Origin of the sequence: Micromonospora humida (assembly GCF_016901255.1) — a bacterium.
GTDB classification, from domain to species: Bacteria; Actinomycetota; Actinomycetes; order Mycobacteriales; family Micromonosporaceae; genus Micromonospora; species Micromonospora wenchangensis.
On sequence record NZ_JAFEUC010000001.1, the window covers coordinates 248,437 to 274,645 of the forward strand.

19 protein-coding genes are annotated in these 26,209 nt (G+C 72.4%); 6 read left to right on the forward strand and 13 right to left on the reverse strand.

The genetic code is table 11. The annotated features are described in order from the left end of the window. The first annotated feature begins 50 nt into the window (after positions 1 to 50). Genes JQX11_RS01185 through JQX11_RS01195 form a run of 3 tightly spaced genes read left to right on the forward strand, consistent with a single transcriptional unit; the run spans position 51 to position 3,290 of the window. Complete coding sequence (locus JQX11_RS01185) at positions 51 to 986, forward strand: sulfotransferase family protein (RefSeq protein ID WP_204923048.1); 936 nt, start codon at positions 51 to 53, stop codon at positions 984 to 986. After that, the gene (locus JQX11_RS01190; protein WP_204923049.1) at positions 979 to 1,785 is read left to right on the forward strand and encodes a sulfotransferase family protein; all 807 of its coding nucleotides are present in this window, start codon (positions 979 to 981) and stop codon (positions 1,783 to 1,785) included. The genes JQX11_RS01185 and JQX11_RS01190 overlap by 8 nt, the downstream gene beginning before the upstream one ends. Positions 1,786 to 1,805: 20 nt before the next feature. Then, positions 1,806 to 3,290, forward strand: a complete 1,485-nt coding sequence (locus JQX11_RS01195) for a hypothetical protein (protein ID WP_204923050.1) — start codon at positions 1,806 to 1,808, stop codon at positions 3,288 to 3,290. 165 nt (positions 3,291 to 3,455) lie between these two features. Here the strand turns inward: JQX11_RS01195 and JQX11_RS01200 are convergent, their stop codons facing one another. Continuing rightward, positions 3,456 to 4,232: a protein phosphatase 2C domain-containing protein gene (locus tag JQX11_RS01200; RefSeq protein WP_307826004.1), complete on the reverse strand. Its 777-nt coding sequence runs from the start codon at positions 4,230 to 4,232 to the stop codon at positions 3,456 to 3,458. A 38-nt stretch (positions 4,233 to 4,270) separates the two neighbouring features. Further along, the gene (locus tag JQX11_RS01205) at positions 4,271 to 5,149 is read right to left on the reverse strand and encodes a sigma-70 family RNA polymerase sigma factor (protein ID WP_307826005.1); all 879 of its coding nucleotides are present in this window, start codon (positions 5,147 to 5,149) and stop codon (positions 4,271 to 4,273) included. 245 nt (positions 5,150 to 5,394) lie between these two features. Between JQX11_RS01205 and JQX11_RS01210 the strand changes: the two genes are divergently transcribed. Next, entirely contained in the window at positions 5,395 to 5,718 is a 324-nt protein-coding gene (locus JQX11_RS01210; RefSeq protein ID WP_204923052.1) for a hypothetical protein, read from the forward strand. Between the two features lie 95 nt (positions 5,719 to 5,813). Here JQX11_RS01210 and JQX11_RS01215 read toward each other — a convergent pair whose 3' ends face one another. From JQX11_RS01215 to JQX11_RS01265, 11 genes are all read right to left on the reverse strand, one after another. Beyond that, positions 5,814 to 6,659 (reverse strand): sulfotransferase family protein, encoded by an 846-nt coding sequence (locus JQX11_RS01215; RefSeq protein ID WP_204923053.1) that lies wholly within the window; start codon positions 6,657 to 6,659, stop codon positions 5,814 to 5,816. Next, positions 6,656 to 8,269 carry an oligosaccharide flippase family protein gene (locus tag JQX11_RS01220; protein ID WP_204923054.1) on the reverse strand — a complete coding sequence of 538 codons (1,614 nt, stop codon included), beginning with the start codon at positions 8,267 to 8,269 and terminating at the stop codon, positions 6,656 to 6,658. Before JQX11_RS01220 ends, JQX11_RS01215 begins: the two co-directional genes overlap by 4 nt. 6 nt (positions 8,270 to 8,275) lie before the next feature. Continuing rightward, on the reverse strand, positions 8,276 to 9,349 hold the full coding sequence (locus JQX11_RS01225) for a Wzz/FepE/Etk N-terminal domain-containing protein (protein WP_204923055.1): 1,074 nt from the start codon (positions 9,347 to 9,349) through the stop codon (positions 8,276 to 8,278). Positions 9,350 to 9,360: 11 nt separating this feature from the next. After that, positions 9,361 to 10,860, reverse strand: coding sequence for an O-antigen ligase family protein (locus tag JQX11_RS33275; RefSeq protein ID WP_204923056.1), 1,500 nt, complete (start codon positions 10,858 to 10,860; stop codon positions 9,361 to 9,363). Positions 10,861 to 10,924: 64 nt separating this feature from the next. Next, positions 10,925 to 12,217 carry a glycosyltransferase family 4 protein gene (locus JQX11_RS01235; RefSeq protein WP_204923057.1) on the reverse strand — a complete coding sequence of 431 codons (1,293 nt, stop codon included), beginning with the start codon at positions 12,215 to 12,217 and terminating at the stop codon, positions 10,925 to 10,927. Positions 12,218 to 12,455: 238 nt separating this feature from the next. After that, positions 12,456 to 15,674: a ThuA domain-containing protein gene (locus JQX11_RS01240; protein WP_204923058.1), complete on the reverse strand. Its 3,219-nt coding sequence runs from the start codon at positions 15,672 to 15,674 to the stop codon at positions 12,456 to 12,458. Between the two features lie 405 nt (positions 15,675 to 16,079). After that, a complete protein-coding gene (locus JQX11_RS01245; protein ID WP_204923059.1) occupies positions 16,080 to 17,171 on the reverse strand; it encodes a sugar phosphate isomerase/epimerase family protein in 1,092 nt (363 codons plus the stop codon). A 473-nt stretch (positions 17,172 to 17,644) separates the two neighbouring features. Next, entirely contained in the window at positions 17,645 to 18,226 is a 582-nt protein-coding gene (locus tag JQX11_RS01250; RefSeq protein WP_204923060.1) for a TlpA family protein disulfide reductase, read from the reverse strand. Next, positions 18,223 to 18,675, reverse strand: coding sequence for a hypothetical protein (locus tag JQX11_RS01255; RefSeq protein WP_204923061.1), 453 nt, complete (start codon positions 18,673 to 18,675; stop codon positions 18,223 to 18,225). Before JQX11_RS01255 ends, JQX11_RS01250 begins: the two co-directional genes overlap by 4 nt. 76 nt (positions 18,676 to 18,751) lie before the next feature. Then, positions 18,752 to 20,797, reverse strand: coding sequence for a M6 family metalloprotease domain-containing protein (locus JQX11_RS01260; protein WP_307826006.1), 2,046 nt, complete (start codon positions 20,795 to 20,797; stop codon positions 18,752 to 18,754). Between the two features lie 200 nt (positions 20,798 to 20,997). Beyond that, complete coding sequence (locus JQX11_RS01265) at positions 20,998 to 21,915, reverse strand: dihydrodipicolinate synthase family protein (protein ID WP_307826007.1); 918 nt, start codon at positions 21,913 to 21,915, stop codon at positions 20,998 to 21,000. A 222-nt stretch (positions 21,916 to 22,137) separates the two neighbouring features. On the opposite strand from JQX11_RS01265, the gene JQX11_RS01270 reads away from it, so the two are divergent. Beyond that, a complete protein-coding gene (locus JQX11_RS01270; RefSeq protein ID WP_204923063.1) occupies positions 22,138 to 23,370 on the forward strand; it encodes a PucR family transcriptional regulator in 1,233 nt (410 codons plus the stop codon). A gap of 375 nt (positions 23,371 to 23,745) precedes the next feature. Further along, complete coding sequence (locus JQX11_RS01275; RefSeq protein WP_204923064.1) at positions 23,746 to 26,181, forward strand: M14 family metallopeptidase; 2,436 nt, start codon at positions 23,746 to 23,748, stop codon at positions 26,179 to 26,181. The last annotated feature ends 28 nt before the right edge of the window (positions 26,182 to 26,209 follow it).

The window sequence follows — 26,209 nt, forward strand, 5'->3', positions numbered from 1 at the left end:
CTGCCGGTACCGTGTGCCCCACCCCGCCCGACGTGCCCGAGGAGGACCCGGTGCCCCACCCCGACGAACCCTCGGCGCTGGCGTACACCGCCCGACGGGTCCGCCGGCACCTGCGCTGGGCGCGCACCGAGGGCGTCCGGCGGCTGATCGAGGAGGACCGGCTCGACCCGGTCGAGCGGGCCCGCACCGCGCTGGCGAAGCGGCGCTGGCGGCGGGCCCACCCCGGACCGCCCGGCCGGGCCGTCCCGGTCTACCTGGTGGGCCTGCAACGCTCCGGCACCAACATGCTGACCCGGGGGTTGGACGCCGACCCGTCGGTGGAGGTCCGCAACGAGAACGACCGGGCCGTGTTCCACCGCTTCCGGTTGCGCCCCAACCCGGTGCTGGTCGCCGTCGTCACCCGCAGCCGGCACCGGTACGTACTGGTCAAGCCGCTGTGCGACACGCACCGGGTGGACGAGCTGCTCGACCTGCCCGGGGTCGCGCCGGGGCGGGCGCTGTGGGCGTACCGGGACGTCGACGACCGGGCCCGCTCCGAGGTGGCGAAGTTCGGCGACGCCAACCTGCGGGCGTTGCGGGCGATCGCCGACGGCACCATCTCCGACCGCTGGCAGGGGCAGCGTCTGGACGCGTCGACCCGGGAGCTGGTCGCCGGCTTCGACTACGACCGGATGACCCCGTACACCGCCGCCGCCCTGTTCTGGTACGTGCGCAACTCGTTGTACTTCTCCCTCGGGCTGGCCGACCGGCCGGACACCCTGCTCTGCTCGTACGACGCGCTGGTCGCCGACCCGGCGGGGTACACCCGGCGGCTGTGCGCCTTCCTCGACCTGCCGTACGACCCGGCGCTGCACGCGCACGTCGGCGCGCGCACCCCGGCGCGGCCCCGGCTGGACATCGACGCCCGGGTACGGGCACTGTGCACCGAGCTGGCCGGCCGGTTGGACGCGTCGGCCGGCCGACAGGAGGCGGTGGACCATGGCTGAACCGCACGCCCCGCTGCCCGACGCCCGGCCGGACCGGCCGCAGGGGCCGATCTTCCTGGTCGGCTGCCAGCGCTCCGGCACCACGATGCTGCGCCTGGTGCTCGACTCGCACTCCCGGGTGAGCTGCGGCCCGGAGACCCGGTTCCTGGCCGACATGCAACGCATCGTCGGGCGGGACTGGGAGCGGCTGTCCCGCTTCGGGTTCCCCCGGGAGTACTGGCTGGCCCGGATCGCCGACTTCTTCGGCGGCATCCAGGCCGACTACGCCCGGTCCCGGGGCAAGACCCGCTGGGCCGACAAGACGCCACTGTACGCGCTGTCCATCGACTTCCTGGCCGAGGTCTTCCCCGACGCGCAGTTCGTGCACGTCGTGCGGGACGGCCGGGACGTGGTGGTGTCGCACCGCAAGCGGTTCGGCTACTGGTCGGCGGTGAAGTGCGTGGTGAAGTGGCCGCGCTACATCCGCGTCGCCCGCGCCGCCGGGGCCCGGCTGCCGGCCGACCGCTACCACGAACTGCGCTACGAGGAGACCGTCACCGACCCGGAGAAGGCCATGCGGGGCCTGTTCGAGTTCCTCGGCGAACCCTGGGAGGCTGGCGTGCTCGACTACGACGGCAAGCAGCACGACGTGGCGGGCAAGTACACCGCCGAGGCGCAGCGACGGCGGGCCGCCGCCGGCACCGACGCCCCGATCTACGGCTCCCGGGTCGGCACCTACCGCCGCGAGCTGGACCCCTTCCTGCGGGTGCTGGTCCGGGTCTTCTCCGGCGCCACCCTGCGCGAACTGGGCTACCGGTGAACCGCCGGGTCGGATCGCCGGTGGCCCGCCGGGCCGGGCGGCGGATGCTGCTCGCCGGGGTGCTGCTGGTCGCCCTGCTCGCCGGGGCGGCCTGTTCGGACGATCCCGCCCCCGGGCCGGCCCCGTCGGCGACCGCGCCGTCCGCCGCCCCGTCGGCCGGTGCCAGCGGTACGCCGCTGCCGGCCGGCGCACCGGTCCGCAACCCGTTCGGCGCGCACTGGGACTTCTCCCGGCACGACCAGTTCGTCCCCTACCTGGAGAAGCTCTCCGGCTCGGCGACGTACCACGAGCTGAGCTGGTGTGACATCGAGAAGGCCCAGGGCAGCCCGGACTTCGCGGCGGTGGACCAGATCGCCGAACGCAGCCGGAAGCTCGGCATCACCCTGCACCTGAAGATCCGTACCGGGGTGTGCTGGGCGACCGGCGGGACGGCGAAGTTCACCCGGGGCCAGGCCAACAAGACCGAGTCGGCGATGCCGCAGGACCTCGCCGCCTACCAGAACTTCGTCCGCACGCTGGTGCAGCGGTACGCCCCGTACGGCGTCGGTGAGTACGCCATCGAGAACGAGGTCAACGCCCAGCAGTACTGGGCGGGCAGCCCCGAGGACTACCGCCGGCTGGTCACCGCCGCCGCCGAGGCGATCCGCGCGGCCGACCCGAAGGCCAAGGTGGTCGACTCGGGCATGAGCAGCGTCGCGTACGGGATGGGGGTCGCCGACCGGCTGCTGCGGGCCGGGCAACCCGACCAGGCCGTCGCCGCCTACCAGGCGTACTTCCAGCGGCGGATCGGCACCCGGGGTCGGCTGATCCCGGCGGTGAACGACCCGACGGCGTTGCGTGCCGCGCTGGACAACGCGCAGAACTCCCGCAACCTGGCCTACCTCGCGGTCACCGAGAAGCTGCTCGACGACCGGGTGGTCGACGTCCGGCAACTGCACTTCTACGAGCACTTCTCCGGGGTGCCGGCGCTGCTGGACTACCTGCGGGCGGAAACCCCGGCCGGGGTGCCCGTGCAGGCGTGGGAGGTCGGCCAGTTCTGGAAGGACGGCGGCGACGACGCGGCGGGCCGGGGCGACGAGATGGTCAAGGTGGTCAGCATGCTGGTCGCCGGGGGCGTCCGCGAGGTGCTCTGGCTGCCGCTGGCGTACAACCCGAACAACCGGGCCGGCGCGGAGGTCCGCTACGGGCTGCTCGACCCGGACGGCACCCAGCGGCAGGCCGGCGCGATGATGGCCGCCCTGGCGGCGGCGGCCCGGGACGCGACGGTCGAGCCGGTGAACGCCAAGGGACTGACCGGGGTGGCGTTCCGGCGGGGTGCGGAGAGCACCCTGGTGCTCTGGTCGACCTCCACCGGCACCGTGTCGTTGCCGGCCACGGGCGGGGTGACCGGGGGGCCGGTCGGTGCCGATCCGACCGCCCGCACCGGTGCGCTGCCGATCGGGTCGAGCCCGGTGCTGGTACGCGCGAAGGGCGATCCGGCCACCGTCCTCGCCCCGATCCGCTGACCGGCCCGGGGAGCCGGGCCGGGGTCGGGTGCGTGAGGGGGCACCATGATCGGATTGCAATTCTGCGCACTATCCTCGGCGTGTCGTCTCCAGAATCGCAATCCGATCATGGTTCCGGGCAGTGGCGGGGCGGCCAGCCACCAGGTGCGGGGCCAGCCGAGCTGGTCACCCGGTTCGGGCAGCGTAGACGGCGGTGGCGTCGTCGCTGCTCTTGTTGCGCGTCCAACGCAGACATGCCGGATCTGCGGCCTCGACGACGCGCACCCGGTGGATCAGTGCCACCGGGCCCTCCTTGTCAAGGATGTCGAGGACGTCGGCCCAGTCCAACAGGCCGAACAGCGCCACCAGCCGGGCAGCGCCGTCGGTCAACACCGCCAACCGTCGTACGCTGTCGAGCGGCACCTCGCCGGTGATCGCATGGCTGGCGGCGTCCGGGTCGGCGGCAGCCACCCAGTAGCCCCCAGGTCGGTTTCGGGCAGCCAATTCAGCATGCTTCATCCGCAGCAGCGCGGCCCGCTTCGCCGCCGAGCCGAACGGGTGACGGTCCGCCTCCTCCCGTTCGGCACGCGCGGTCCTGTCCACCCGGTCGTCCGTGACGACCCGGATCCCGTCGGCGGTGTCGATGACGACGGTCACGTCACCGAGCACCAGGAACTCCAGTGAGCCGTCGCGGGGCCGCAGCACGGCGGTCGCGGCGGATGGTGTGCCCGGGTGGTCGAGGTCGCACGGATGCCGATGCTGGTCGGCGACGGCGCGGATGCCCTGGGCCAGGGTGTCGACCAGGTGGGTGTCCCAATCCACCGCGAGGCCGGCGAGCGCCGAGCCGAGTTTCGCGGCGTACCAGGTGACGCCGTGCTCGCAGCCGGTGCCGGTCCGGGCGGTCGCCCCGTCGAGCACGACGATCAGATTCTCTCCGGCGAGAGCCCAGTCCTCGTTAGGCACCGTCGGATCGCCTGCCTCCGAGGCGGCGCAGACGCGCATCACGGTGCCCCTTCCACCCGGTGGATCGGCGTCAGGGCCTCGACCTTCTCGATCGTCCGCTTTCGCGGCTCGTAGGTGCAGGCAACCAAGAGGGAGAAGCGCCGGTTCTTCACCTCTCGGTACAACTCGTCGAGGTGGTCGTGCAGGTAGTGGGCGACACCGAGAGTGCCCATCGCGTGGATGCCGGCGAGATACAGGAACGTGCCGCGCCCGTCAGGCCGGGGAAGTCGACCGAGGTAGCCGTAATCGACTGGTTCACCGGAGTCGGACGGCGAGCGAAACGCCTCACCGGTCCGGTGATTCACCAGGTAATGACCGTCGTCGTCCGCGCAGAATCCGAACATGGTGTCGGCGGCGACCACCTGACCGACGAGCGGCAGTATCCGAGGGCTGCCTATCACGATGAGGTTGGCCCGGTTGAGGTCGACCATGCCAGGCGGAGGGACCACCTCGTACTCGGACGTCAGACCAAGACCCCGGGCAAGAGCGGACAGCTTCTCGTACGCGGCGAGCATCTCGGCTGAGACCACAGCGTACGGATCCTTCTTGCCAGCCTCGAACTTGCCGCCTACGGCAATGGTCAACTCTCCGGTGCCGAGCATCGTCCGCTCCGGGCGCGGTCCCGAGGACAGGAGTTGGCCCACCCGAGCGCGGGTCATACCGACGACTTCGGCGATCTGGGTATGGGTCATGCCCTGTGACACCATCTCGTCCAGCGCCGCGCGGCGCAACCTGGACAACTCGTTGACCGCCGCCTGGTGCTCGTCGATAAGCTCGCCGGCTTTGCGTGCCCTCGCCCCTGGGTCGCGGATCTGCGCTACTCCGGAATGGCTGATCTTCACAGGCCTCTCCCGCTCGCCGCTTCGTTCGGGCGACACGACACGAAGCCTAACCCATCGCTAGGGGCCTTGACCGACGCAAGTGCCCTTGCATACCGTGGGTGGCACCTCGAACTGCTGTTCCTCCCCTGCCTGACGGTTACGGGAGTAAAAGAAGAAGGCCTCGACGGGATTGCGGCCCGCCGAGGCCAGCTGCATCGACCCTCTGCGAAAGGACGACGATGCCTGTCCAGCCTACCGTTCCCTCTGATCCGTCCGTCTCAGCCATCGATGAGGCAGCCCTGGTGGCTGCGCTGTCCCACGGCGAACTGGCCGTCGCCATCCACACCGCCGGCCCACCTGCCAGTGCTGCGGCACTGTCCACCGATCAGATCAGAGCACTCGCTGTCACCGGGATCGCCCTGCTCGGCTTGGCAGAAGCCCGCCGGATCGGCGACGAGTCCCGACTGGTCAACGTCGCCTACTGCACCAAGGCGCGCGATGACGCCTCAGCCGACGTACGCGCCGAGGTGGCCGCCCACCACCGGATCTGGGGCACCTGGCGACAGGAGCAGACAGCCATCGGCCTTGCCCACCGGCTCTCCAGCCAGCGAACCGTCACCGGCTGACCCGGGTAACCGGACGTCGACTCGATCCTGATCCTGCAAAGCGGGCCACCCCCGGCACGCCGCTGCGGACTGCTGGCGAGGCGGGGTCCGCGCGGTCACCAGGTGCGGGGCCAGTTGAGCAGGTCGGCGAGGCGGGCGTTGTGCGGGGCGAACTCGGCGGCCAGTTCGGCCCGCAACGCATCGGTAAGTTCGGACGGGCCGGTGTCGGCCCGGCGGGTGTGCCTGGCGAACTCCGCCGGGGTGAACGGGGCCAGGCCGAGGAAACGCAGCACGCCCGCGTAGGTGCCGGCCGGGTCGGCGTACAGGTCCTCGCTGCGGATCACGTGCAGCCGGTCGGCGGGCAGGTGGGCGTACCAGCGGTCGAGCTGTTCGGCGTAGCGGCCCCGGGCGGCGTAGGAGAAGTTGCGCAGCGCGTGGTGTGCCGCCGGGGTGTCCGGCCCGTCGACCAGCGCCCCGGCCAGCCGCCCCGGTTCGGCGGCCAGCGCCTCGGCGAAGCCCAACGGCTCCAGCCCGTACGAGCGGGTGTGCAGGTAGTGCGAGTAGGCCCGCTCGACCGGGTCGCGCAGCAGCGCCACGAACCGGGCCTCGGGCAGCGTCGCCGCCACCCGGGCCGGCACCCCTGGGTGGAACAGGTAGTAGGGGCTCGCCTCGAAGCTGCGCCGGCCCGGGGCGGCCGGCGGGAAGTGCGCCCGGTACCAGCGGGTTCCCCGCCCGAAGTGCAGGCTGAAGAACTGGAGTTCCTTGCCGGTGGCGGCCCGCACGTCGGGGTGCGCGGCGAGGTAGTGGTGCAGCGAGGTGGTGCCGCACCGCTGACCGCCGATGATCAGGAAGTCGGGCAGTGCGCCGACCCGGCCGGGCAGCGCCGCCCGTGACCAGGCGCGGGTGCCGCGTACCACCCGACGGAGCCGGTCCACGGTGGCCCGGCGCGGTCCCGCGCTCACCGCGACACCACCCGGCCGGAGGTGTCCCGGCCACCCCCGCCCACCCCGGAGGGGGGCGGCCCGTCGTCGGACGGGACGACGCCCGGGGCGTCCCCGGTGGCGTCGGACGGGTCGCCGCGGCGGCGTCGGCGGGCCAGGGTACGCAGCACCATCAGATCCTCCCGGCTGAGCCCCAGCGCCAGCACCGTCCCCAGGTAGACCGCCACGATCGTGGCCAGCCCGGCGACCGGTCGCCACGGCCAGCCCGGCACCAGCCAGCGCACCAGCAGCCCGGCGGCCAGCGCGGCGGCTCCGGCGGCCAGCCCCTTGGCCATCCCGACGGTGAACGGCAGCGCGCCGGTCAGGTGGCGGACCTGCACCACCCGGGCGATGTTGACCACGATCAGCGAGGCGCTCCACGCCGCCGCCGCGCCGACGATCCCGTACGCGGGGATGAGCCACAGGTTGAGCAGCACGTTGAGCACCAGGGCGACCAGGTTGTCGGCCATGTTGAGCGCCACCCGGCCGGACATGTTCAGCACCGTGCCGCACGGGCCGGTCGCCGCGTTGACGAGCTGGCCGAGAGCGAGGACCACGGTCACCGCCGCGCCGGTGGCCACCTCGCCGCCGAAGACGCGCAGCAGGTCGCCGGGGACCACCAGCAGCGCCACGAACGCCGGCAGCGACAGCCGCACCACCCAGCCGGTGGCCACCGCGTAGACCCGGCGGACGTCGTCGAGGTCCCCCCGGTGGTAGAGGTGCGCCAGGTACGGGCCGAACGCCGCGTTGACCGGGGCGAGCACGAAGATGGCGACGGTGACCAGCCGGGTGGCGACGTTGTAGACGCCGATGTCCGGGTTGGCGAAGAAGCCCAGCAGCAGGGTGTCGACCCAGATCAGCCCGGTCGACGACAGCGACGACACCCAGCTGACCGTGGAGAAGCGGAACAGCTCCCCCGGCCGGTGCACCGGGCGGGCCGGCGCAACCCGGCGGACCAGCCGGGCCAGCGCCAGCAGGGCGAGCAGGGCGGCCGACCAGCCGGCCACCACCAGCGCCCAGAACGCCCCGGTCAGCCCGGCCCCGGTGAGCAGGGCGAGCGCGGTGAGCAGCAGCCGGGTCCCCGGCTCGTAGAGCTGGCCGATGAAGGTGTACGGCCGCTGCGTCCGCCAGCCCCGGGTCGCCGCCAGCGCCGCCTCGCAGACCGTCGAGGCGGGCAGGGTCAACGCGACCAGCCTCAGCCCGGTGACCAGCCCCGGGTCGTGCAGCCGGTCGGCGAGCCAGGGTGCGCCCCAGGCCAGCGCCCCGGCGAGGAGGACCGACGAGCCGGCCGAGACGGCCAGCCCCAACCGGACGGTGCCGCGCAGCGCCGGGGCGTCGTCGTCGGCCAGGTGCACCGCCACGAACCGGGTGAGGCCGGCCCGAAACCCGGACAGCGACAGCAGCCCGGCCAGCGACAGCACCGCGTAGCACTGGGCGTACCGGCCGACCTCCCGGATGCCCAGCACCCGGGCCAGCAGCAGCATGATCAGGAAGACCGCCGCCTGGCTGAGCAGGGCGCCGAGCAGGTTGAGCCCGCCGCCGCGGGCCATTCCCCGGACGTGCTTGTCGCCCTGCGCGGACGCGTGCGCCACCGCCACCTACCGGCGTCGGTGCTGCTCGGGCACGGTCGAGGTGACGACCGGCAGTACCACCGTGTCGTCGCCGCCGCGCCGCCCGCCGGTCAGCGCCGGGGCGGCCCGGCCGACCGCCGGCTGCCGACCGGCCCGGCGGCTGCGCGGCAGCCACTCCAGCACCGCCACCAGCAGCACGGCCAGCAGCAGGCCGGCGCCGGACACCGGCAGCACCAGGGCGACGAGCGCCTTGACCCGGGACACCGGCTGCACCTCGCCGACGCTCGTCACCTTCTCCGGGTCGGCGGCCTGCGACTGGGCGCGGGCCTGTTGCAGTCCCTGCCGGGCCGAGGCCAACGCACTGGTGGCACTGTCGCGTTGGGCGATCAGCGCCTGGTAGTCGGGCAGCTTCGGGCCGAGCCCGTCGAGCCGCTTCTGTCCGGCGCTGATCGACTCGGCGGCGGCGTTGGCGCCCCGGGTGTTGCCGACCGCCTGCATCTGCAACTGCTGCTGCCGCAGGCTGGCGATCTCCTGCAGGGTCGACTGGTAGAGCTTGTCGGGCTGGCTGACCTTGTTGGCCTTCTCCCAGTCGTTGATCGCCCGGGTGGCGGTGGTCAGCTCGTCGGTGGCCGTCTTCACCTCGTCGGTGGCGATGCCGACCTGGCTGGCGAACAGAAAGGCCAGGGCCCGCTTGCCGGTCGCGGCGAGCACCGACGCGACGGTGGACCGGTCGGTGGCGGTGTAGGTGACGGTGAGCTGGCTGCTCGCCCCGACCTGCTTGACCGCCAGGCCGTCGCGCAGCGCGTCGGCGGAGACCCCGGTGTCGGCGGCCACCTGGTCGACCACCTGCGGGGAGGTCACCGCCGCGGCGAAGGCCGCCGCGAACTGGTTGGCCGCCTGGGTGCCGGTGTACTGCTGGGCGGCGCTGCCGCCGACCAGCGCGGGCGCGGCGACGTACGAGGTGGCCGCGTACTGCTGCGGGCCGAGCAGGACGATCGACGCGGCCGCCGCCCCGGCCACCAGCGGAATGCCCACCAGCAGCCAGAGTCGACGCCGCGCGACCCGCAGATAGTCGACGATCTCCACCCTGCTGCTCCCCACTGCTTGATCCTTCATCGGTTGGTCCGGCCGGTCGTCGCCGGTCGGGGCGTCGCCGCCCGGGACGGCTCGGCCGGTAGTCCCCGGGCGACCGCGCCGGCTGCCGCGGCGAACGCCGCGAAATACCACAGGGTGACCACGTTCGAGATCACGTTGGATGCGGCGCTGACCGCGACGAAGGCGACCGCACAGCCCAGGAACCCGATCGCGATGCCCCGGCCGAGGCTGCCCGGTGGGGCGCGGCGCAGCGCGTTGAGCCCGGTGTGCAGGCACAGCACCATCATCGCCAGATACGCCAGCAGCCCGGCCAGCCCGGTCTCCACGTACGCGCGCAGGAAGTCGTTGTGCGGCTTCTTCGCCTCGTCGGCCTCGAACTTGGTCATGTTGGGGCCGATGCCGGTGACCGGGTTGCGGTTGGCCAGCGACACGATCTCCGACCAGTAGCCGACCCGCCAGGCGAGGGTGTTGCCGGTCGGGCCGCCACCGACGGCGCTGCTGTCGGCGAGCTGCCCGAAGCGGTGCGCCACGCTCGGCAGCAGCGCCACCCCGGCCACCGCGACCAGGCAGAGCGCCACCAGCAGCCGCCGGCTGCGGTGCAGCACCGCGACCACCAGCAGGCCCAGCCCCGCCCCGAGGATGGCGCTGCGGGTGTTGGTGAGCAGCAGGAACAGCAGCGACGCGGCGAGCAGCACGCCGAGGCCGAGGCGCAGTCGGCGGCTCAGGTAACGGTGGATCCCGAACCCGAAGATCACCATGAACATCAGGTACCGGCCGAACGTGGTGGACTGGCTGAACGGTCCGCTGATCCGGGTGAAGTCCCCCTTGACCTCGGCCGGCGGGTGGCCGAGCAGGGACAGCACGACGGTGTAGCCGACCGCCAGCGCCAGCGAGACGTACGCGGCGAGCAGCACCCGCCGCACCGCCGGCAGGTCCGGCATGAGCTGCTCCAGGACCACGAACATCACCACCACGGTGCCGATCCGCAGCGCCTCCAGGGCACTGGGCACCGGCTGGGCGGCACCTGCCGCACTGACCAGGCAGGTGGCCCCGACCAGCAGCATCGCCACGCCGAGCGGCGAGCCGCGCAGCCGGCCCCGCTGGCGGAGCTGGGCGGCGAGCCAGAGGCCGGCGGCGAGCAGGAACAGCACCGCGAGGATCGTGGACGGGTCCATCGCCCGGGTCGCCCCGGCACCGTCGGCCCGGCCGGCCGTCGGGCCGCTGAGCTTGAACAGGTCGACGCAGGAGCGGACCGCCAGCATCAGCAGCACGTACGCCGCGAAGCGGGTGAGCGCGAGCACCCCGACGGCCAGTCCGGCGAGGACCACCAGGGGCAGCACCGCGCCGACCCGGCCGCCACCGGACGCGGTCAGGCCGACGCCGAGCGCCACCACGGCGCACAGCAGCGCCGCGCCGACGGTCAGCAGGCGGGCGGTCGGATCACCGGTGGACCACCGTCGTCGCCCGCCTCCGGGCAGGGCGAGGTCACCCTCCGTGCCGTGTCGCTGTCCGTCCACCGCTCGCCGACCACTCGTTTCCTGGGAACTGTTGCCGGTCGCCGCCGACGGCCGGGAGAACGGCCTAATCTAACGGTCGCCGAGGTCGGGGGACATGGGCCGTTACGCCGACCGTGGGCGACCCAACGTCCGGTTCCCCCGGGCGGGGGGCGCGCAGAGCCAGCGAGAAGTAGAGTTTTTCCAGCTCACGGGTGGCGGCGTCCCAGCTGTACTCGGCGAGCACCCGGTCGCGCAGCAGCGCCGCGCCGGCCCGTTCGGCCGGCAGGTCGGCGGTCACCGTGCCCAGCGCCCGCAGCAGGTCGTCGACGTCACCGTCGCGGAACAGCCGCTGCCCCGGCGCGTCGCGGTCGAGCACCTCGCGGTGGGGTTCGATGTCGCTGGCCACCACCGGCAGCCCGTACGAGGCGGCCTCCAGCAGGGTCAGCGGCAACCCCTCCAGGCGGGACGGCTGGACGAAGGCGGCGGCGTGCGAGTACAGCTCGGCGAGCACGTCGCCGTAGACGAAGTCGGTGAACACGATGCGCGGATCGTCACCGGCGGCCTCGCGGAGCCGGGCGACGTAGCCGTCGGTGAACGCGGAGCCGCCGACGATGGCCAGCCGCAGGTCGGTGGGGAGTCGTCGGAACGCCCGCACCAGCAGGTCGGCGGCCTTCTCGGGCACGAGCCGGCCGACCAGCAGCAGGTATCCGCCGGGGCGCAGGCCGAAGCGGGACAGCTCGCCCGGCGGCCGGTGGGTGGGGGCGGCCACGCCGTTGGGGATGTAGCGGGCGGGCCGGCCGAACCGGCTGGTGTAGTGCTCGGCGAGACCCCGGGACACGGTCACCCGGGCGTCGGGCAGGTGACCGCTGAGCCGGTACGCGGTACCGAGCACCGCCCGCGCCGCCCGGCCCCACTTGTCGCGCTGGTTGTCCAGCCCGTGCACGGTGAGCACCACCCGGGCGCGGGAGGCGTAGCGGGCCAGCGGCGCGGTCAGCACCGGACCGAGACCGTGGTAGTGCACGATGTCGGGGCGCTCGGTCAGCGCCGCCAGCGTCGAGGTGGCCGAGTGCACGATGGCGTCGAGGTGCTTGCTGGGCACGGTCCGGGCCCGCCGCAGCCGGATGCCCCGGTGCCGGGTCGCCTCCACCGCGCCGTAGCTGTCCCGGCAGTAGACGGTCACCTCGTGGCCGAGTCCGGCCAGCCGGCTGGCCATCTCCTCGACGTGCCGTTCGATCCCCCCGTAGGTGGCCGGCACGCCCTTCTGGCCGATCATCGCCACCCGCAGGGGACGCCAGGCGGGCGGGCGGGTCAGGCTCGGCTCCGTACGGTCGGGGCGTAGCTGTTCTCCCCGGTCGACGGCATCGTTACGGAACGGCACTGTCCCCCCTCGTTTTCGCTGACCACCGGGGCGGTGGCGCGGCCCCCGGCGCACGGGACGCTAGATCATCGACGTCCGGTCGGCCACTGGCCGGTCAGTCAGACCTGACCGGCCACCGCGGGTGTCGAGCCAGGTCGGACACCCGTGGTGCCGACCGGTCGACCGCCGGTGACCGCCCGGTGCCGATACGCCGCCGGGAGGACGGAGTCTCCGTCCTCCCGGCGACCGGAGGGTGACGTCAGGAGGTCGGGCCGCCGAACTCCACCCAGTTGAGGTTGAACAGGCTGGTCGTGGGTCCGCCGGAGACGGGCTTGAAGACCAGGTAGAGCGCGTGGGTACCGGCTGCCTGGCTGACCGGGAAGGTCTGGCTGGCCCAGGCGCTGGTGCCGGTGGTCGCGTTGAGCGTCGCGCTGGTCACCAGCGCGCCGGTCGGCGAGTCGAGCCGCAGCTCGACGATGCCGCGCGGGGTTCCGGCGGTGGCCGTGGAGCCACCGGCGTACCGGAAGGTGATCTTGTCGATCCCGCCCAGGTTGATCGGGTCGAGCGCGATGTGGTCACCGTTGTCGATGCCGGCCACGTGCTGCCCGCCACCGGCGTCGGTGGTGTTGGCCAGGGTGACGCCCTGCTGGACCTGGGCGAACTCGGCCTGCTGCCGGAAGGTCTGCAGGACGATCTGGTCGAGCGAGGACAGCGCCGGCTGGCCGTTGGCGCCCTTGTCGGTGTAGGTGGCGCTGATCGCGCCGTACAGGTAGCCACCGGCGTGGTCGGCGCCGTCGGCCGGGGTCTCGAACGAGCCCGAGCAGCCGTTGGCGTCGCTCATGCCGTGGCCGTGGGTGTCGTGGCCGAGCACGAAGGAGACCGTGACCCGGCTGCAGTCGATCGGGCCGTCCTCGGGGTCGGTCACGGTGACCGTCCACGGCACGGTGTCACCCCAGTTGAAGAAGGTGCCCGACAGCGGCGAGGTGACCTTCACGGTGGGCGCGGTGTTGCCGACGGTGATCTCGCGGGTGAGCACCGCCGTCTTGCCGCTGGTGTCGGTGACCGTCAGCTTGGCGGTGAACACCCCGACGGTGGTGTAGGTGTGCGACGCGTCCCGGTCGGTCGAGTCGGTGGTGCCGTTGCCGTCGAAGTCCCAGGCGTAGGTGATGGTCTCACCCGGGTCCGCGTCGTAGGAGCCCTCGGCGGAGAACTGCACGGTCAGCGGCGCCGCACCCGAGGTCGGGGTGGCCTTCAGCTCGGCCACCGGCGCCCGGGTGCCCTTGGCGTAGCGGATCACCGACAGCGCGGCGTCCGGGTTGGCCCGGAAGAAGCCGTCGCCGTACTCCAGCAGGTAGAGGTTGCCGTCCGGGCCGAACTCCATGTCCATCGGGTTGTCGAAGACGAAGCCCGGCAGGAACTGCTCCACCCCGACCAGCTTGCCGCTGCCGTTGGTGCGCATCATGAAGATCTTGTCCCGGGTGAACTCCCCGAAGACCACCGCGTCGTGGTAGTACTCCGGGAACTTGGTCGCGGAGTCCAGCGCGGCGTCGTACTTGTAGACCGGGCCGCCCATCGGGCCGACGCCACCGGTGCCGAGCACCGGCCACTGGAACTCACAGGTGCCGGGCGGGGTGCTCAGGTACGCCTCGGCGCAGGTGGTGGTCGCCCGGAAGGTGTAGTTGAGCTGCGGGTCCTGCACCGGCGGGAGGACCCGACGGCCGGTGTTGCGCGGCGAGTCGTTCACCGGTGCGGCGCAGTTGAACGCGCCCTTGGACTGCTTGGTGACGAAGTCGTAGTCGATGTACGGCAGGGTCGGCGAGTAGCAGTACGGCCAGCCGTAGTTGCCTGCCTTGTTGGCGGCGATCCACCGGCCGGTGCCCTCCGGCCCCCGGGCCGCGTTCGGCACCTGCGAGTCCGGCGAGTAGTCACCGATGTAGACGAAGCCCCGGGAGTCCACGTCGAAGCGGAACGGGTTACGCAGACCCATCAGGAAGATCTCCGGGCGGGTCTTGTCGTCGCGGTCCTCGGCCTCGGGGAACAGGTTGCCGGCCGGGATGCTGTACGACCCGTCGGCCTTCACCTTGATCCGCAGCACCTTGCCCCGCAGGTCGTTGGTGTTGCCGGCGGAACGCTGGGCGTCGTAGCCCGGCCCCTGGGTCGGCGACTCGTTGATCGGGGTGAAGCCGTCCGAGCCACCGGCGTTGGTGTCGTCGCCGGTGACCAGGTAGAGCAGCCCCTTGCCGTCGAACTTGATCTCACCGGCGACGTGGCAGCAGACACCCCGGTCGGTGTCGACCTTCATGATCTTCTGCTCGCTGGCCAGGTCGAGGTGCGGTGTCGGCTCCTCCACCCACTTGAACCGGGAGAGCTGGTTGTGCCCCTTGTAGGCGTCCCACGCGTTCGGGTCGGTGCTGGTCACCGGCGCGTCGGTGGTCGGGGTGTCGAGCTTGGGCGCGTAGTAGACGTACACCCACTTGTCGGTGGCGAAGTCCGGGCCGACGGTGACCGACTGGAGGCCGTCCTCGTCGTGCTGGTACACCGGGATGGTGGTGATGACCGGGCTCGCGCCGGTCTTCGGGTCGTAGAGACGGATCTCCCCGGCCCGGGTGTTGTGCAGCACCCGACCGTCGGGCAGCACCGACAGGGTCATCGGCTCGCCCGGCTCGTCGTTGAGGATGACCTTCTCGTAGTTGGCCTTGACGGTGGCGCCGCAGTCGCCCTGGACCATGCCGGCCGACCACTGGATCGCGCCGAGCAGGTGCTTGCGGAACGCGGAGTTGGCGTACGTGTCGGCGGTGTCACCGAGTCCGGTGTAGAACGACCGGCCGCCCTGGAAGTCCTTGCACCAGGAGATCGGGTGGTCGTAGCCCATGGTGCCGCCGGTGAAGCTCTTCTCGTCCACCGTGGCCAGCACGTGCGCGGTGCCCCGGACGTTGGTGGTGAAGTTGTACCACTGGTCGTCGAGGGTGAGCTGCCGGGCGAGCGGCTTGCTCGCCGGGTGCGCCCGGTCGGCCACGTCGATGCTGGCCGCCCCGCTCGACGCCGTGCCGGCGGCGGTGGTGCCGACGATGTCGCGGTAGAACGTCCACGACGGCTCGGCCTCGACCGCGGCGTGGACGCCGAGGTAGCCGCCGCCGTTGCGGATGTAGCGCTCGAAGGCCGCCTCCTGGCCGCTGTTGAGCACGTCGCCCGTGGTGTTGAGGAAGACGACCGCGCCGTAGCTGGCCAGGTTGTCGTCGGAGAAGGCGGTCGAGTTCTGGGTGACGTCGACGGTGAAGCCGTTGCCCTTGCCCAGGGTGCGGATCGCGTTGACGCCCTTGTCGATCGACGGGTGACGCTCACCGTCGGTCTTGGTGAACACCAGGACGCTTGTCGGGTCCTGGGCCGGCTGGGCCAACGCGGGAGCGGTCGCGGCGAGCGGGACGACGATCCCGACCCCTGCGATCGCGGCGAGCCATCGGTGTACCGATCTTGCCATCTGGTTCCTCCGGTGGGGGACGATGTGCTGCCTGCTCCGGGCGGGTGCCGGGGCCACCCGGGTGGTGCGGTGCCGCGTCTCGCTCTCCGGTGGGGACGGGACGACGTCGTCCCGACCCCGTGCGGTTCGCCGACCGGGGAGCTGCGTACGGCCGGGGCCCGTGCCGGGGGCGCGCGGCAGCGCGGCCCGGGGTCACGGGTCGGAAGAGGTGATCAGGGGGTGCGGGCCCGCCGGGGCGGCACGCCCGGTGGTGTCCGGGGCCGCCGGGCGGCCCGGACTCCTCGGGGCGGGCCCGGGCGGTGGCGGTCGCGTCGGGGGACGCGACCGCCACCGTCGGTGCCGCCGGCGGTGGTGCGACCGCCGGTCGGTGCGCTGGCGGCGGCCGGCTGCCGGCCGCCGGGCGGGTCAGCTCTGGTGGTAGATGGTCAGGTCGGCCATGTTGGCGTAGCTGAGCCGGGCGAAGTCCAGCGACTGGCCCGGGTTGGCGGCACCGCCGGGGGCGGTGTCCATCTCCCAGTTGGCGTGGTGGAAGTCGGACTCGCCGATGGTCTGGAAGAACTGCTGGAAGTTGATGTCGCCCTCACCGAGCGGGATCATCTCGTAGCCGTTGGCCAGGGCGGAGTTGCGGTTGCCGTCCTTGGCGTGGAACAGCGGGAACCGCTTGGTGCGCCGGGCCACGTTCAGGATCGGGTCGAACAGCGAGGTCTTCTGCTGGCCGGCCGAGTTGGTGTACTTGGTGTGCTTGAACCGGGCCACGTACGCCCAGTAGATGTCGCACTCGAAGTAGACGTACTTCGGGTCGGTCTTGGCGAAGAAGTACTCCAGCCGGCGCACGCCGGAGGAGCGGGTCGGCTTGCCGTTGGCGTCCAGCGGGCCGCTGTCGAGCAGGAACGAGTAGGCCACGTCGTGGTTGTGGGTGTAGAGGCGCATCTTGCGCTCCTTGGCCTGCCGGCCCAGCTCGTTCCACAGGTCGGCGGCGGCGTCCCAGTCGGACTGGTAGGCGCTGTTGGTCGGGTCGCTGCCGGTGCCGATGTTCTTCATGCCGAGTTCCTCGGCGATGTCCAGCTGCTGCTGGAAGGTGGCCGCGTTGATCGACGTGTGGGTGCCGTTGGCGACCAGCCCGTTGTCGTCGAGAATCTTACGGATCTCGGTCGGGGTGATCTGCCGGCCCAGGATCGAGGTGTGCTGGTTGTAGCCGGCGAACTCGATCTCCTTGTAGCCCATCTCGGCCAGGCTGGCGAGCACCCGCTCGAAGCCGTAGGGCACGCCGCTGTCGTCCGGGGCGGCGGAGATCCGGTCCCGGACGCTGTAGAGGATGATGCCCCGGTTCTGCGCCGGGATGAGCGGGTCGACCTGCCACTTGCCGTCCGCGCGGGCCGGGCCCTTGGTCTGGAGCACCGGCAGGCCGGCCGCGCCGAGCACGGCGGCGGCGCCGGCCGACGCGGCCAGCAGCTTACGGCGGGTGACCTGGGTGCGGTACTGGGGGTCGGAGGCCATGCGGCGCTGATCCTCGTTCACAAGTTCCACCTTTCGAGGGTGGCCCTGACGGGCCACTGAGACGTGCGAGTCCTGCTGGGAGAGTTCGAAGGACCTGCGCCGCCGAATACGCGTGGCCCGGTGGATGACTGCTCGGTCAAGGGGGGATGTCAACCGTGTTACGTCTGTGAACCGGACACTAACGGTGGCCGACGGCTAAAGATAGACCTCCGACGGAGAAACTTTTGTTCGCGCGAACAAAAGTTCCTGATGGTCGGAACCGATGCCCGAACGGTCGCCCACCATCGGCTCCCCGGTCGATCCCCCGTCCCTCACCAGCACGAACACCGACGACGGCCGGGACGCGGACAGGCGGACGCGACGCGGGGGCGCGGGGCCGACCGGAATCGAATCGACACCACGCCCGTCGCGTCGCCACCGACCGCTCCACCATCGACCGGAGCGTCGGTCCGCCGTGCGGTGCGCCCGGCCCGCTACCCGGGACCGGCCAGCACCAGCTCCCCGAGCCGCTGCTCCAGCGCCGCCGCGTCCAGCCCGCCCGGCCAGCCGCGCAGCAACGCGCCGCCCTTGGCGACCAGCACCACGGCCGGTGGCTCGCGCACCGCGTACGACCGCCAGACGGTCTGCTGGTCGTCCACCACGACGGGGTACTCCACCCGGTGCGTCCGCAGGTAGTCCTGCAACTCGTCGGCCTGGTCGACGCCGGCCACCCCGACGAAGACCACCCGGTCGCGGTACCGGCGGGCCAGCTCGCTCAGCGCGTCCTGCCGGTCGGCACAGGTGGTGCACCAGGAACTGAAGAAGGTGAACACCACCGGGCGGTCGGCCCAGAGCCGGGCGGCGGTGAGCGGGGTGCCGTCGGTCAACCCGCCGGTGAACGCCGGGGCGGCCGGTGCGCCGCCGGGCGGCGGGCGCAGCGCGAGGTCGGCGGGGACCGGTCCGGGCAACGTCGCGGCACCACCGGCGAGCGCCGCCGGGGCGGGCGGGTCGGCCGGTCGGGCGGTGCAGCCGGCCAGCACCAGCACCGCCAGCAGCGGGGCGAGCAGCCGTCTCATGCCGGCACCACCGCGACCAGCGCCGGGCCCTCACTGGTGTCCGGGGTCAGGTCGAGCGCCGGCCGGCCGGCCACCTCCAGCCGGTACCCGGCGCGCTGCGGCACCCGCACCGGCACCGCGAACTCGCAGTACGTCGGCACCCGTTCCACCTCCAGGTCCTCGGCGAACGCGGCCACCGCCGTGCCCGCCGGCAGCGTCCCGGTCACCAGGGCCGCCCCGTCGGGGTCGAGCACCCGGAACGGCGCCCGATGGTGGAAGTAGAGGTACGGTCCGGTGCCGGCGCAGTCCACGCCCTCGGCCCGGATGTTGATGTCGCGCACCAGGACCCGGACGGTGGTCGGGGTGACCGCCTCCGGTCCGGCGTCGGAGCCACCGCAGCCGGCGGCCCCGGCCAGCAGCAGGATCGCCAGCGCGCCGACGCCGTGGCGGGCGCTCGTGGTCAGCCGCACATGGTCTCCTCCCACCCGTGCCGTGGGTCCGTGGCGGCCTGCGCCACCACGGACCCACGGCGTCGGTCGAATCCGGTCAGGACTTCTCCACCCGGCACTGCTTGGTCACCGTCTTGGACGGGTCGCTCTCCGAGGTCGCGGTGAGCTTGACGAAGCCGGTGTCCGCCGCGGCGGCGGTGGCCCCCACCGACACCCGGACGGTGGTGGACTTGCCGAACTGGGCGGTGGCCAGCGGGTTGGGCAGCCAGGTCCGCCAGCCCTTACCGGCCACCTCAGCCGAGAGCCGGTAGACGTCCGACTTCAGGTACGCGGTCGCGTCCTCCGGGTGCTGCTGGCCGCCGGCGGAGTAGGTGCCGCTGTTGGTCAGCTCGAACGAGCAGGTCACGCCCCGGTTGGTGGGCTTGCCGGTGCTGGTCACCTCGCCCTTGCCGAGGGACACGCCGTGGGTGCTCGGGCCCCCGGTGCCGTCCAGCGACCGCACCGCCACCGTGTACGACAGCGAGCCGGCCGCGTCCCGCTTGAGGTCGATGATGTAGAAGTGCAGCCGGTTGGCCTCGTCGACGTACTCGTACTGGCTGCCGGTGTCCGCCCCGGCGTGGAACAGCGCGTCGGAGAGCTGCCGGTAGTCACCCATGGTGATCTTCTGCGGGGTGCCGTCCGGCCGGTAGAAGTCGATCATGTCGATGTCCTGCGGGTTGGCGTCCACCACCCACTGGAACGGCGCGCTGTCGGCGTTCTTGGTCTTGCTCAGCAGCACGCCCCGGTCCGGGGTGAACGAGTCCGCCCCCATCCGGTCGACGACCTCGATGGTGTAGTTGTTGAAGCTCCCGCCGTCGCACAGCGGGTTCGTGGCCACCGTGCAGGCCGGCGAGAGGTCCTTGTTCAGGGCGATGTTCACCCCGGTCAGCCCCTTCGGGCCGGCGTCGACCGCGCGGGCGGTCACCTGGGCGGTGACCATCCCGGACGAGGCCAGCGCCTCCCGGGACAGCCGCAGCACGTGTTCCTCACCGAGCAGGCCGATCTTGAGCTTGTCCCGCACCGTGTGCAGCGAGCCCATCGAGCCGCCGTTGGTCGGCGGGATCTGCCAGCGGGTGTGCGGGCCGCCGGGTCCGTTGAACGACCCGCGCGACATCATGCTCCAGATGCCGGTGTACGCCCGGCGTAACGGCTCGCCGTACGGATTGTTGTAGTTGTCGCCGATGCCGAGCAGGTGGGTCAGCTCGTGGGCGTACACCCCCATGCCGGAACTCTCCCCCTGGGTGGAGGAGCCGCCACCGGCGTTGGGCCACAGCGTCGCCGCCGCCTTCCACGACGTCCACTCGACGTAGCGGGTCTTGGCCCAGTTCGGCAGGTTCGGGTCCGGCGGGCCCCAGGAGTCCGGCACGTCCTCCTTGTTCTGGAAGATCATCTGCCCGAACTCCTGCCAGGTGGACGACTCGTCCTGCCCGGCGCTGAGGATGAAGACCAGCTCGTACTGGTTGGCGATCGCGTCACCGACGGCCGCCCGCCAGGCACCCAGCCCGTCGGTGCGGATGTTCTTGTTGCAGGTCTCCCCGCTGGGGCAGGCACCCGGGTTGAAGCTGTTGTCCAGCCCGTACTGGTAGGACTTCGCCGGCATCTGGTACGGCCCGAACCCGGCCAGGTCCACGCCGTAGCGCCCGTTGGAGTCCTGCATCCAGTACTCGTGCAGGGTGTGCCCCTTGTTCAGGGTGTTCGGGGTGTTGAGGAAGTCCTGGTAGAACTTCGGCACGTCGGCGCGGGGGATGTTGGCCGCGACCGACTGGGGGTTGCCGAAGACCGTCGAGCGGGCCCGTTGGGACACCGCGAACGTCTGGTCCGGATAGTCGAGCGCGACCAGGGCGATCTTGAAGTTGCGCAGGGAGCCCCGCACGCTCGGGTCGGCCCAGTTCTTGCCGGGCACCGCCCGGTAGTCGTCCCAGGTCATGGTGTCGGGGTTCTGCCAGGCCTGCGGGTCGAGGACCTGGAACGGAGCGGTGCCGCCGGCCGGGTTGGCCGGGGCCGCGGCGGCCTGCGTCGCGGCGGTCGCCACGAGCGTGCCGGCCAGGACCGCGGCCAGCACGCGACGCCGCAGTCGGGGGGTGTTACGGGGAGCACGGTGCACGGGTTCACCTCTCGTCGGGAGGGACGCGGCCGCCGGCGACCGGGGTCCCGTGGGGTGGCTGCCGGGACGCCCGCACACCGGGCCGCGCAGCGAATCTAGGAGGACGGGCCGGGGCCGGTCACCGTGCAGATGTCGGCAGGTGGCCCGGCGGCTTCCGACACCTGAAGGACCGGCGGCGGGTCACGTCCAGGCCGCCGGGTTCAGCGGGGACGACCGTCGGTGACCGGATCGACGGTGACCGACAGGGCCCGGACCAGGTCCCGGTGCAGCCGGGCGGCGGCCGGGGGCGGCAGCGGACCGCGCGGCGGGCGGCACCGGCCACCGAACCGCCCGGCGGCGTCCATCGCCAGTTTGATCGCCTGCACCGCCTCCGGCCGGGAGCCCCAGCCGAAGGCCGGGTGCAGCTCGGCGTAGAGCGGCAACGCGCGGGCCAGGTCACCGGCGGCGCACAGGTCGTACAGGCGCAGGGCCGGCCGGGGCAACGCGTTGGACAGGCCGGACACCCAGCCCCGGGCCCCGCACAGCACCAGTTCCAGCAGCACGTCGTCCGCGCCGGCCAGCACGTCCACGTGCGGGCAGAGGTCCCGGATGCGGTGCACCCGCCGTACGTCGCCGGAGAACTCCTCGACCGCGACGATCCCGTCGGTCTCGGCGACCCGGGCCAGCAGCTCCGGGGTGAGGTCCACCCGGGTCTCGTACGGGTCGTTGTGCGCCACCACCGGCAGGCCGACGGCGGTGACCTCGCGGTAGTGGGCGACCACGTCGGCGTCGCCTGCGGGATAGCCGTCCGGGGGTGGGGCGAGCACCCCGTGCGCCCCGGCGGCGGCGGCCTGCTCCGCCCAGCGGCGGGACTGCCGGCTGCCGTACCCGCCGACCCCGGGCAGCACCGCGCACCCCGGCGGGGCGGCCTGCACGGTGGCCCGCACCACGTCGGCCCGCTCGTCGTCGGACAGCGCCCGGTACTCCCCCACCGACGCGCACGGCGTCACCCCGTGGCAGCCCGCCTCGGCCAGCCAGCGCACGTGCTCCTGGAGCCGGTCGAAGTCGACGCCGAGGTCGTCGCGGAACGGCGTGGTGACGGCGACCAGCACCCCCCGCCAGGGCCTACCAGCTGTCACTCGGGCGTTCCCTCCTGCGCGCCGGCGGCCCGCTGCCCACCGCACCGGAACCTTACGATCGTCGATCACCACGGTGCTTCGGACAATTGCCGGAACAGTCGCCGTGGGGGCCGTCCTTTTGTCGGTAGATCCCCGGTGGACCTTGCGCACAGGCCCACCGGCCGCACAGGGTAGGGCACCGGCTGTCGCACCCCCTGCCGCGCAGCCAACCAGGGGAGATCCATGCATGGTGAGCTTCAGCGCATAGTCGACGCCGTCGCCGCGCGGGTGGGGCGTCCCGCCCTCATCGAGGACCGTCGGCAGCGGGTGGTCGTCTACAGCGAACACGACGGTCCGATGGACGAGGTACGCCGGATGTCGATCCTGCGCCGGCAGACCACCCCGGAGGTGATCGCCTGGTTCCGCCGGATGGGTGTGCTCACCGCCCGTGAGCCGGTCCGTACCCCGGCCGACGTCGATCTCGACCTGCTCCCCCGGGTCTGCGTGCCGATCTGGCACGACGACCTGCTGCTCGGCTTCGTCTGGTTCATCGACGACGACGGGTCGATGACCGACGCCGACATCGCCACCGCGACCGGTGCGTTCACCGACCTGTCGCTGGCCCTCTACCGGGAGAACCTGCTCGGTGAGCTGGCCTCGCAGCGGGAGTCCGAGGCCACCCGGACGCTGCTGGTCGAGAGCCCGCAGGCCCGTGCGCACGCCGTCCGGGCGCTGCTGGAGGAGGGCACGGTCGCCGGTGACGGCACGACCACGGCGGTGGTCGCCCAGCTCGCCCCCGCCGACGGGCGGCACCCCGACGAGGTGGCCCGGATCGCCCTGGAGCAGGCGCTGGTGGCGACCCGCCGGTGGCTCGGCGTCCGGGAGTCGCTGCACATGGTCTGGCCCGACCACGGGGTGCTGCTGATCTGCGGGGGTCGGATCGCCGGCCGGCCCACCCCGCAGGCCGCCGCCGGGCACCTCGACGACGTGCTGCGGCAGGCGACCCGGGGGTTGTCCTCGGTGGAGCGGACGGTGACCGGGATCGGTCAGCCCCGTCCCGGGCTGGTCGACGCGGTGCAGTCCTACCGGGAGGCGGTGCAGGCGGCCCGGGTGGGGGTGCAACTGCCGGCGCTGGGTCCGGTGGTCTCCTGGGCCGGGCTGGGCATCTACCGGGTGTTGTCGCAGCTCGACGGCCGGGACCTCGACGTCGCCGGGGTGCACCCCGGGCTGGAGCGGCTGCTGCGCGACGACGCCCACCAGGTGCTGCTGGAGACCCTGGAGGCGTACCTCGACCTGGCCGGCAACGCCCACGCCACCGCCGAGAAGCTGCGGCTGCACCGGACCACCCTCTACTACCGGCTGCAACGGGTCGAGCAGCTCGCCGACACCGACCTCAAGGACGGCAACGAGCGGTTGTGCCTGCACCTGGCGATGAAGCTGGGCCGGCTCACCGGCCACTACCGGTCGGCGTCCTGAGCGGTCGCGGGGTCACCACGTCGACCGTCGGGAGAGGACACCCGCTGTGACAGCCCGTGTCCGTCCGGACAGATCATTGACAGATCCGAGCGGGTACGGCCAGGATGGGCGCACCGATCGGCAATGCCCCCACGACCGACCGTAACCAGGTACGCCCCCCACGCCCGTCCCGCAGACCGGTTCGGCGCCGGTCCGTCGCCCCGCGCGTCCGGGAGACACCACGTGTCCCCCGTCGTCGGCGGGTCGACGTCGCGGTCCGGCCGCCCACCGTCGCCCGACTGTCGGCGTCCGACCTCCCCGTTTCGCACCCCGCCCGACGGCGGGCGCTGCCGCGCGCCGTCGGCCGTCTCGCACCCCCAGGAAAGGTGGCCCGCGATGTCCCGTTCCGCACTCCCCCGCCGCTGGCGGCGGTTACCCGCCGCGACGGCCGCCGGCGTGGCGTTGCTGCTGCTCGCCGGCCCGGCGACCGCCGGCACCGCAGCCCCGGCCGACCGGGAGGCCGACGCCCCGGCCGTGCTCGAACGCTCCGCCGACGAGCAGGCCGACGTGGTGGAGGTGACGGTCGACGGCACGGCCCAGCTCGACGCGCTCGTCGCCACCGGCGTCGACCTCGACCACCACGTCACGCCCACCGAGGCGGGCATCGTGGTGCACGCCGTGGTCACCCCGACCGAGGTCGCCGCGCTGAAGCGGATGGGCTACCGGGTCGGTGCCGTGCTGCACGACGCCGCCGACTCCGCGCAGCGGGTCAGCGAACGCGAGGCGACGATCGCCGCCCACCGGGCCGAGAACCGGGCGTACACGGCGACCCTGGAGCGCAGCGCCGCCACCTCCGATGTGAAGATCATCCGGGCCGACTACTACACCTCTGGCACCAACCAGGTGCTCTCGGTCGAGGCGAAGTGGGCCCAGGGGCAGACCTCCACCAGCACGTTGACCGTGGCCCGGGACAGCGGCCCCGGCACCGAGATCGGCTCCGGCGGCACCCAGAACATCACCCGGTTCGTCGACGCCGGGGTCTACCTCTACCACCGGGGGGCCGCCGCCGTCACCGCCCGCCCGCAGCGCATCCAGATCACCAGCCCCACCGGTGACGTGGCGGTCGCCGAGGTCAAGGAGTGGCTGCCGATCCCGGCCGACAGCCCGGAGGGCCCCGGCTACCAGAAGGACTTCGTCACCAGCTACCTCACCCCGACCGAGCTGTACGACCGGATCAAGCGGCTGGCCGACGCCTACCCGCAGCTCGCCGAGGTGGTGAAGCTGCCGTACCAGACCAACGGGTACCGGCGGAAGGCGCAGGTGGTGCTCGGTGGGACCAACGCCACCCGGGTCGCGGTCGACTCGCTCGCCTGGGGGCACGAGGGCGGCAACGACATCACCGTCGAACTGGCCGACCCGGGCGCGGCCGACCGGCCGCTTTCGGTCACGGTGACCGGCAAGGCCATCCGGGTCAGCCTGGGCACCGACGCCGCCGGCGCGGTGACCAGCACCGCCGCCCAGGTCGCCGCGGCGCTGACCGCCGAGGCGGGTGCGCTGGTCAGGGCGTACACCTATCGGGGTGACGCCGGGGCGGGCGTGGTCGCGCCGGTCGCGTCGACGCCGCTGACGGACAACCTCAAGGCACCGGCCGGGGTCTCCCGCGACCCGCACCCGGTGTACGCGATCCGGATCGGCAAGTACCGCGACGGCTCCCGCACCGGGGTGCTCGCCTACGCCCAGGAGCACGCCCGCGAGTGGGTCCCCCCGCTGGTGACCATCGAGACCGCCGAGCGGCTGCTGCGTAACCACGCCACCGACGAGAACACCAAGCAGCTGCTGCGCACCCTGGACATCTGGATCGTCCCGTCGATCAACCCGGACGGCGGGCACTACTCGTTCTACGACTACGCCTCGCAGCGGCGCAACATGACCAACCACTGTGCCCCGGGCGGTGCCACCGACGCGCTGGCCCGCAACTCGTGGGGGGTGGACAACAACCGCAACTACACCGAGTACAGCCTCTTCGACGGCTACTCGGGGGCGTCGGCGAGCTGCACCAGTGACACCTACGCGGGGCCGGGTGAGCTGTCCGAGCCGGAGAACCGCAACGTCGACTGGCTGGCGCAGCGGCCCAACATGAAGTTCTCGATGAACCTGCACTCCTCGGGCAACTACTTCATGTGGTCGCCGGGCGCGTACGCCACCCCGGGCCGGATCTCCGCGCCCCGGCCGACGCTGGCCGACGAGTCGTTCTTCTGGGGCGCGTCGTCGCGCATCCTCACCGCGATCAAGCGGCACCGCAACATGGCCGTCACCCCGGCCCGCACTGGCCCGATCTCCGACGTGCTGTACTCGGCGGCGGGCAACTCCGGCGACATGCTCTGGTACAAGTACGGCATCTACGCCTGGAACTTCGAGGTGGGCACCAGCTTCCAGCCCACCTGGGAGGAGGCGCACCAGGAGACCATGGAGTTCAGCAACGGCCTGGTCGAGCTGCTGCGGGTGGCCCGGGACTTCGACAAGGACAAGAAGCGCCCGACCAGCACCCTGGCGGTCACGCCGAGCGCCACCGAGGGCTCGGTCAGCGTCCGGTTCGACGTCAGCGAGCCGGCGGCGGTGTTCTACACCCTCGACGGCTCCCGGCCGACGTTCGCATCCACCCTGTACGCCTCGGCGGGCATCCGGGAGGGGGGCGAGACGCTGACCGTCCCGGCCGGCACCAAGGTCCACTGGTTCTCGGTGGACGCGGCCGGCAACATCGAGCGTAACTACCGGCCGGACGACGACAGTTTGACCTTCAACCGGGGCTGGGCGACCCTGCCCACCGGCTGACGGACACACCGGCGGGGGCCCGCGCCAC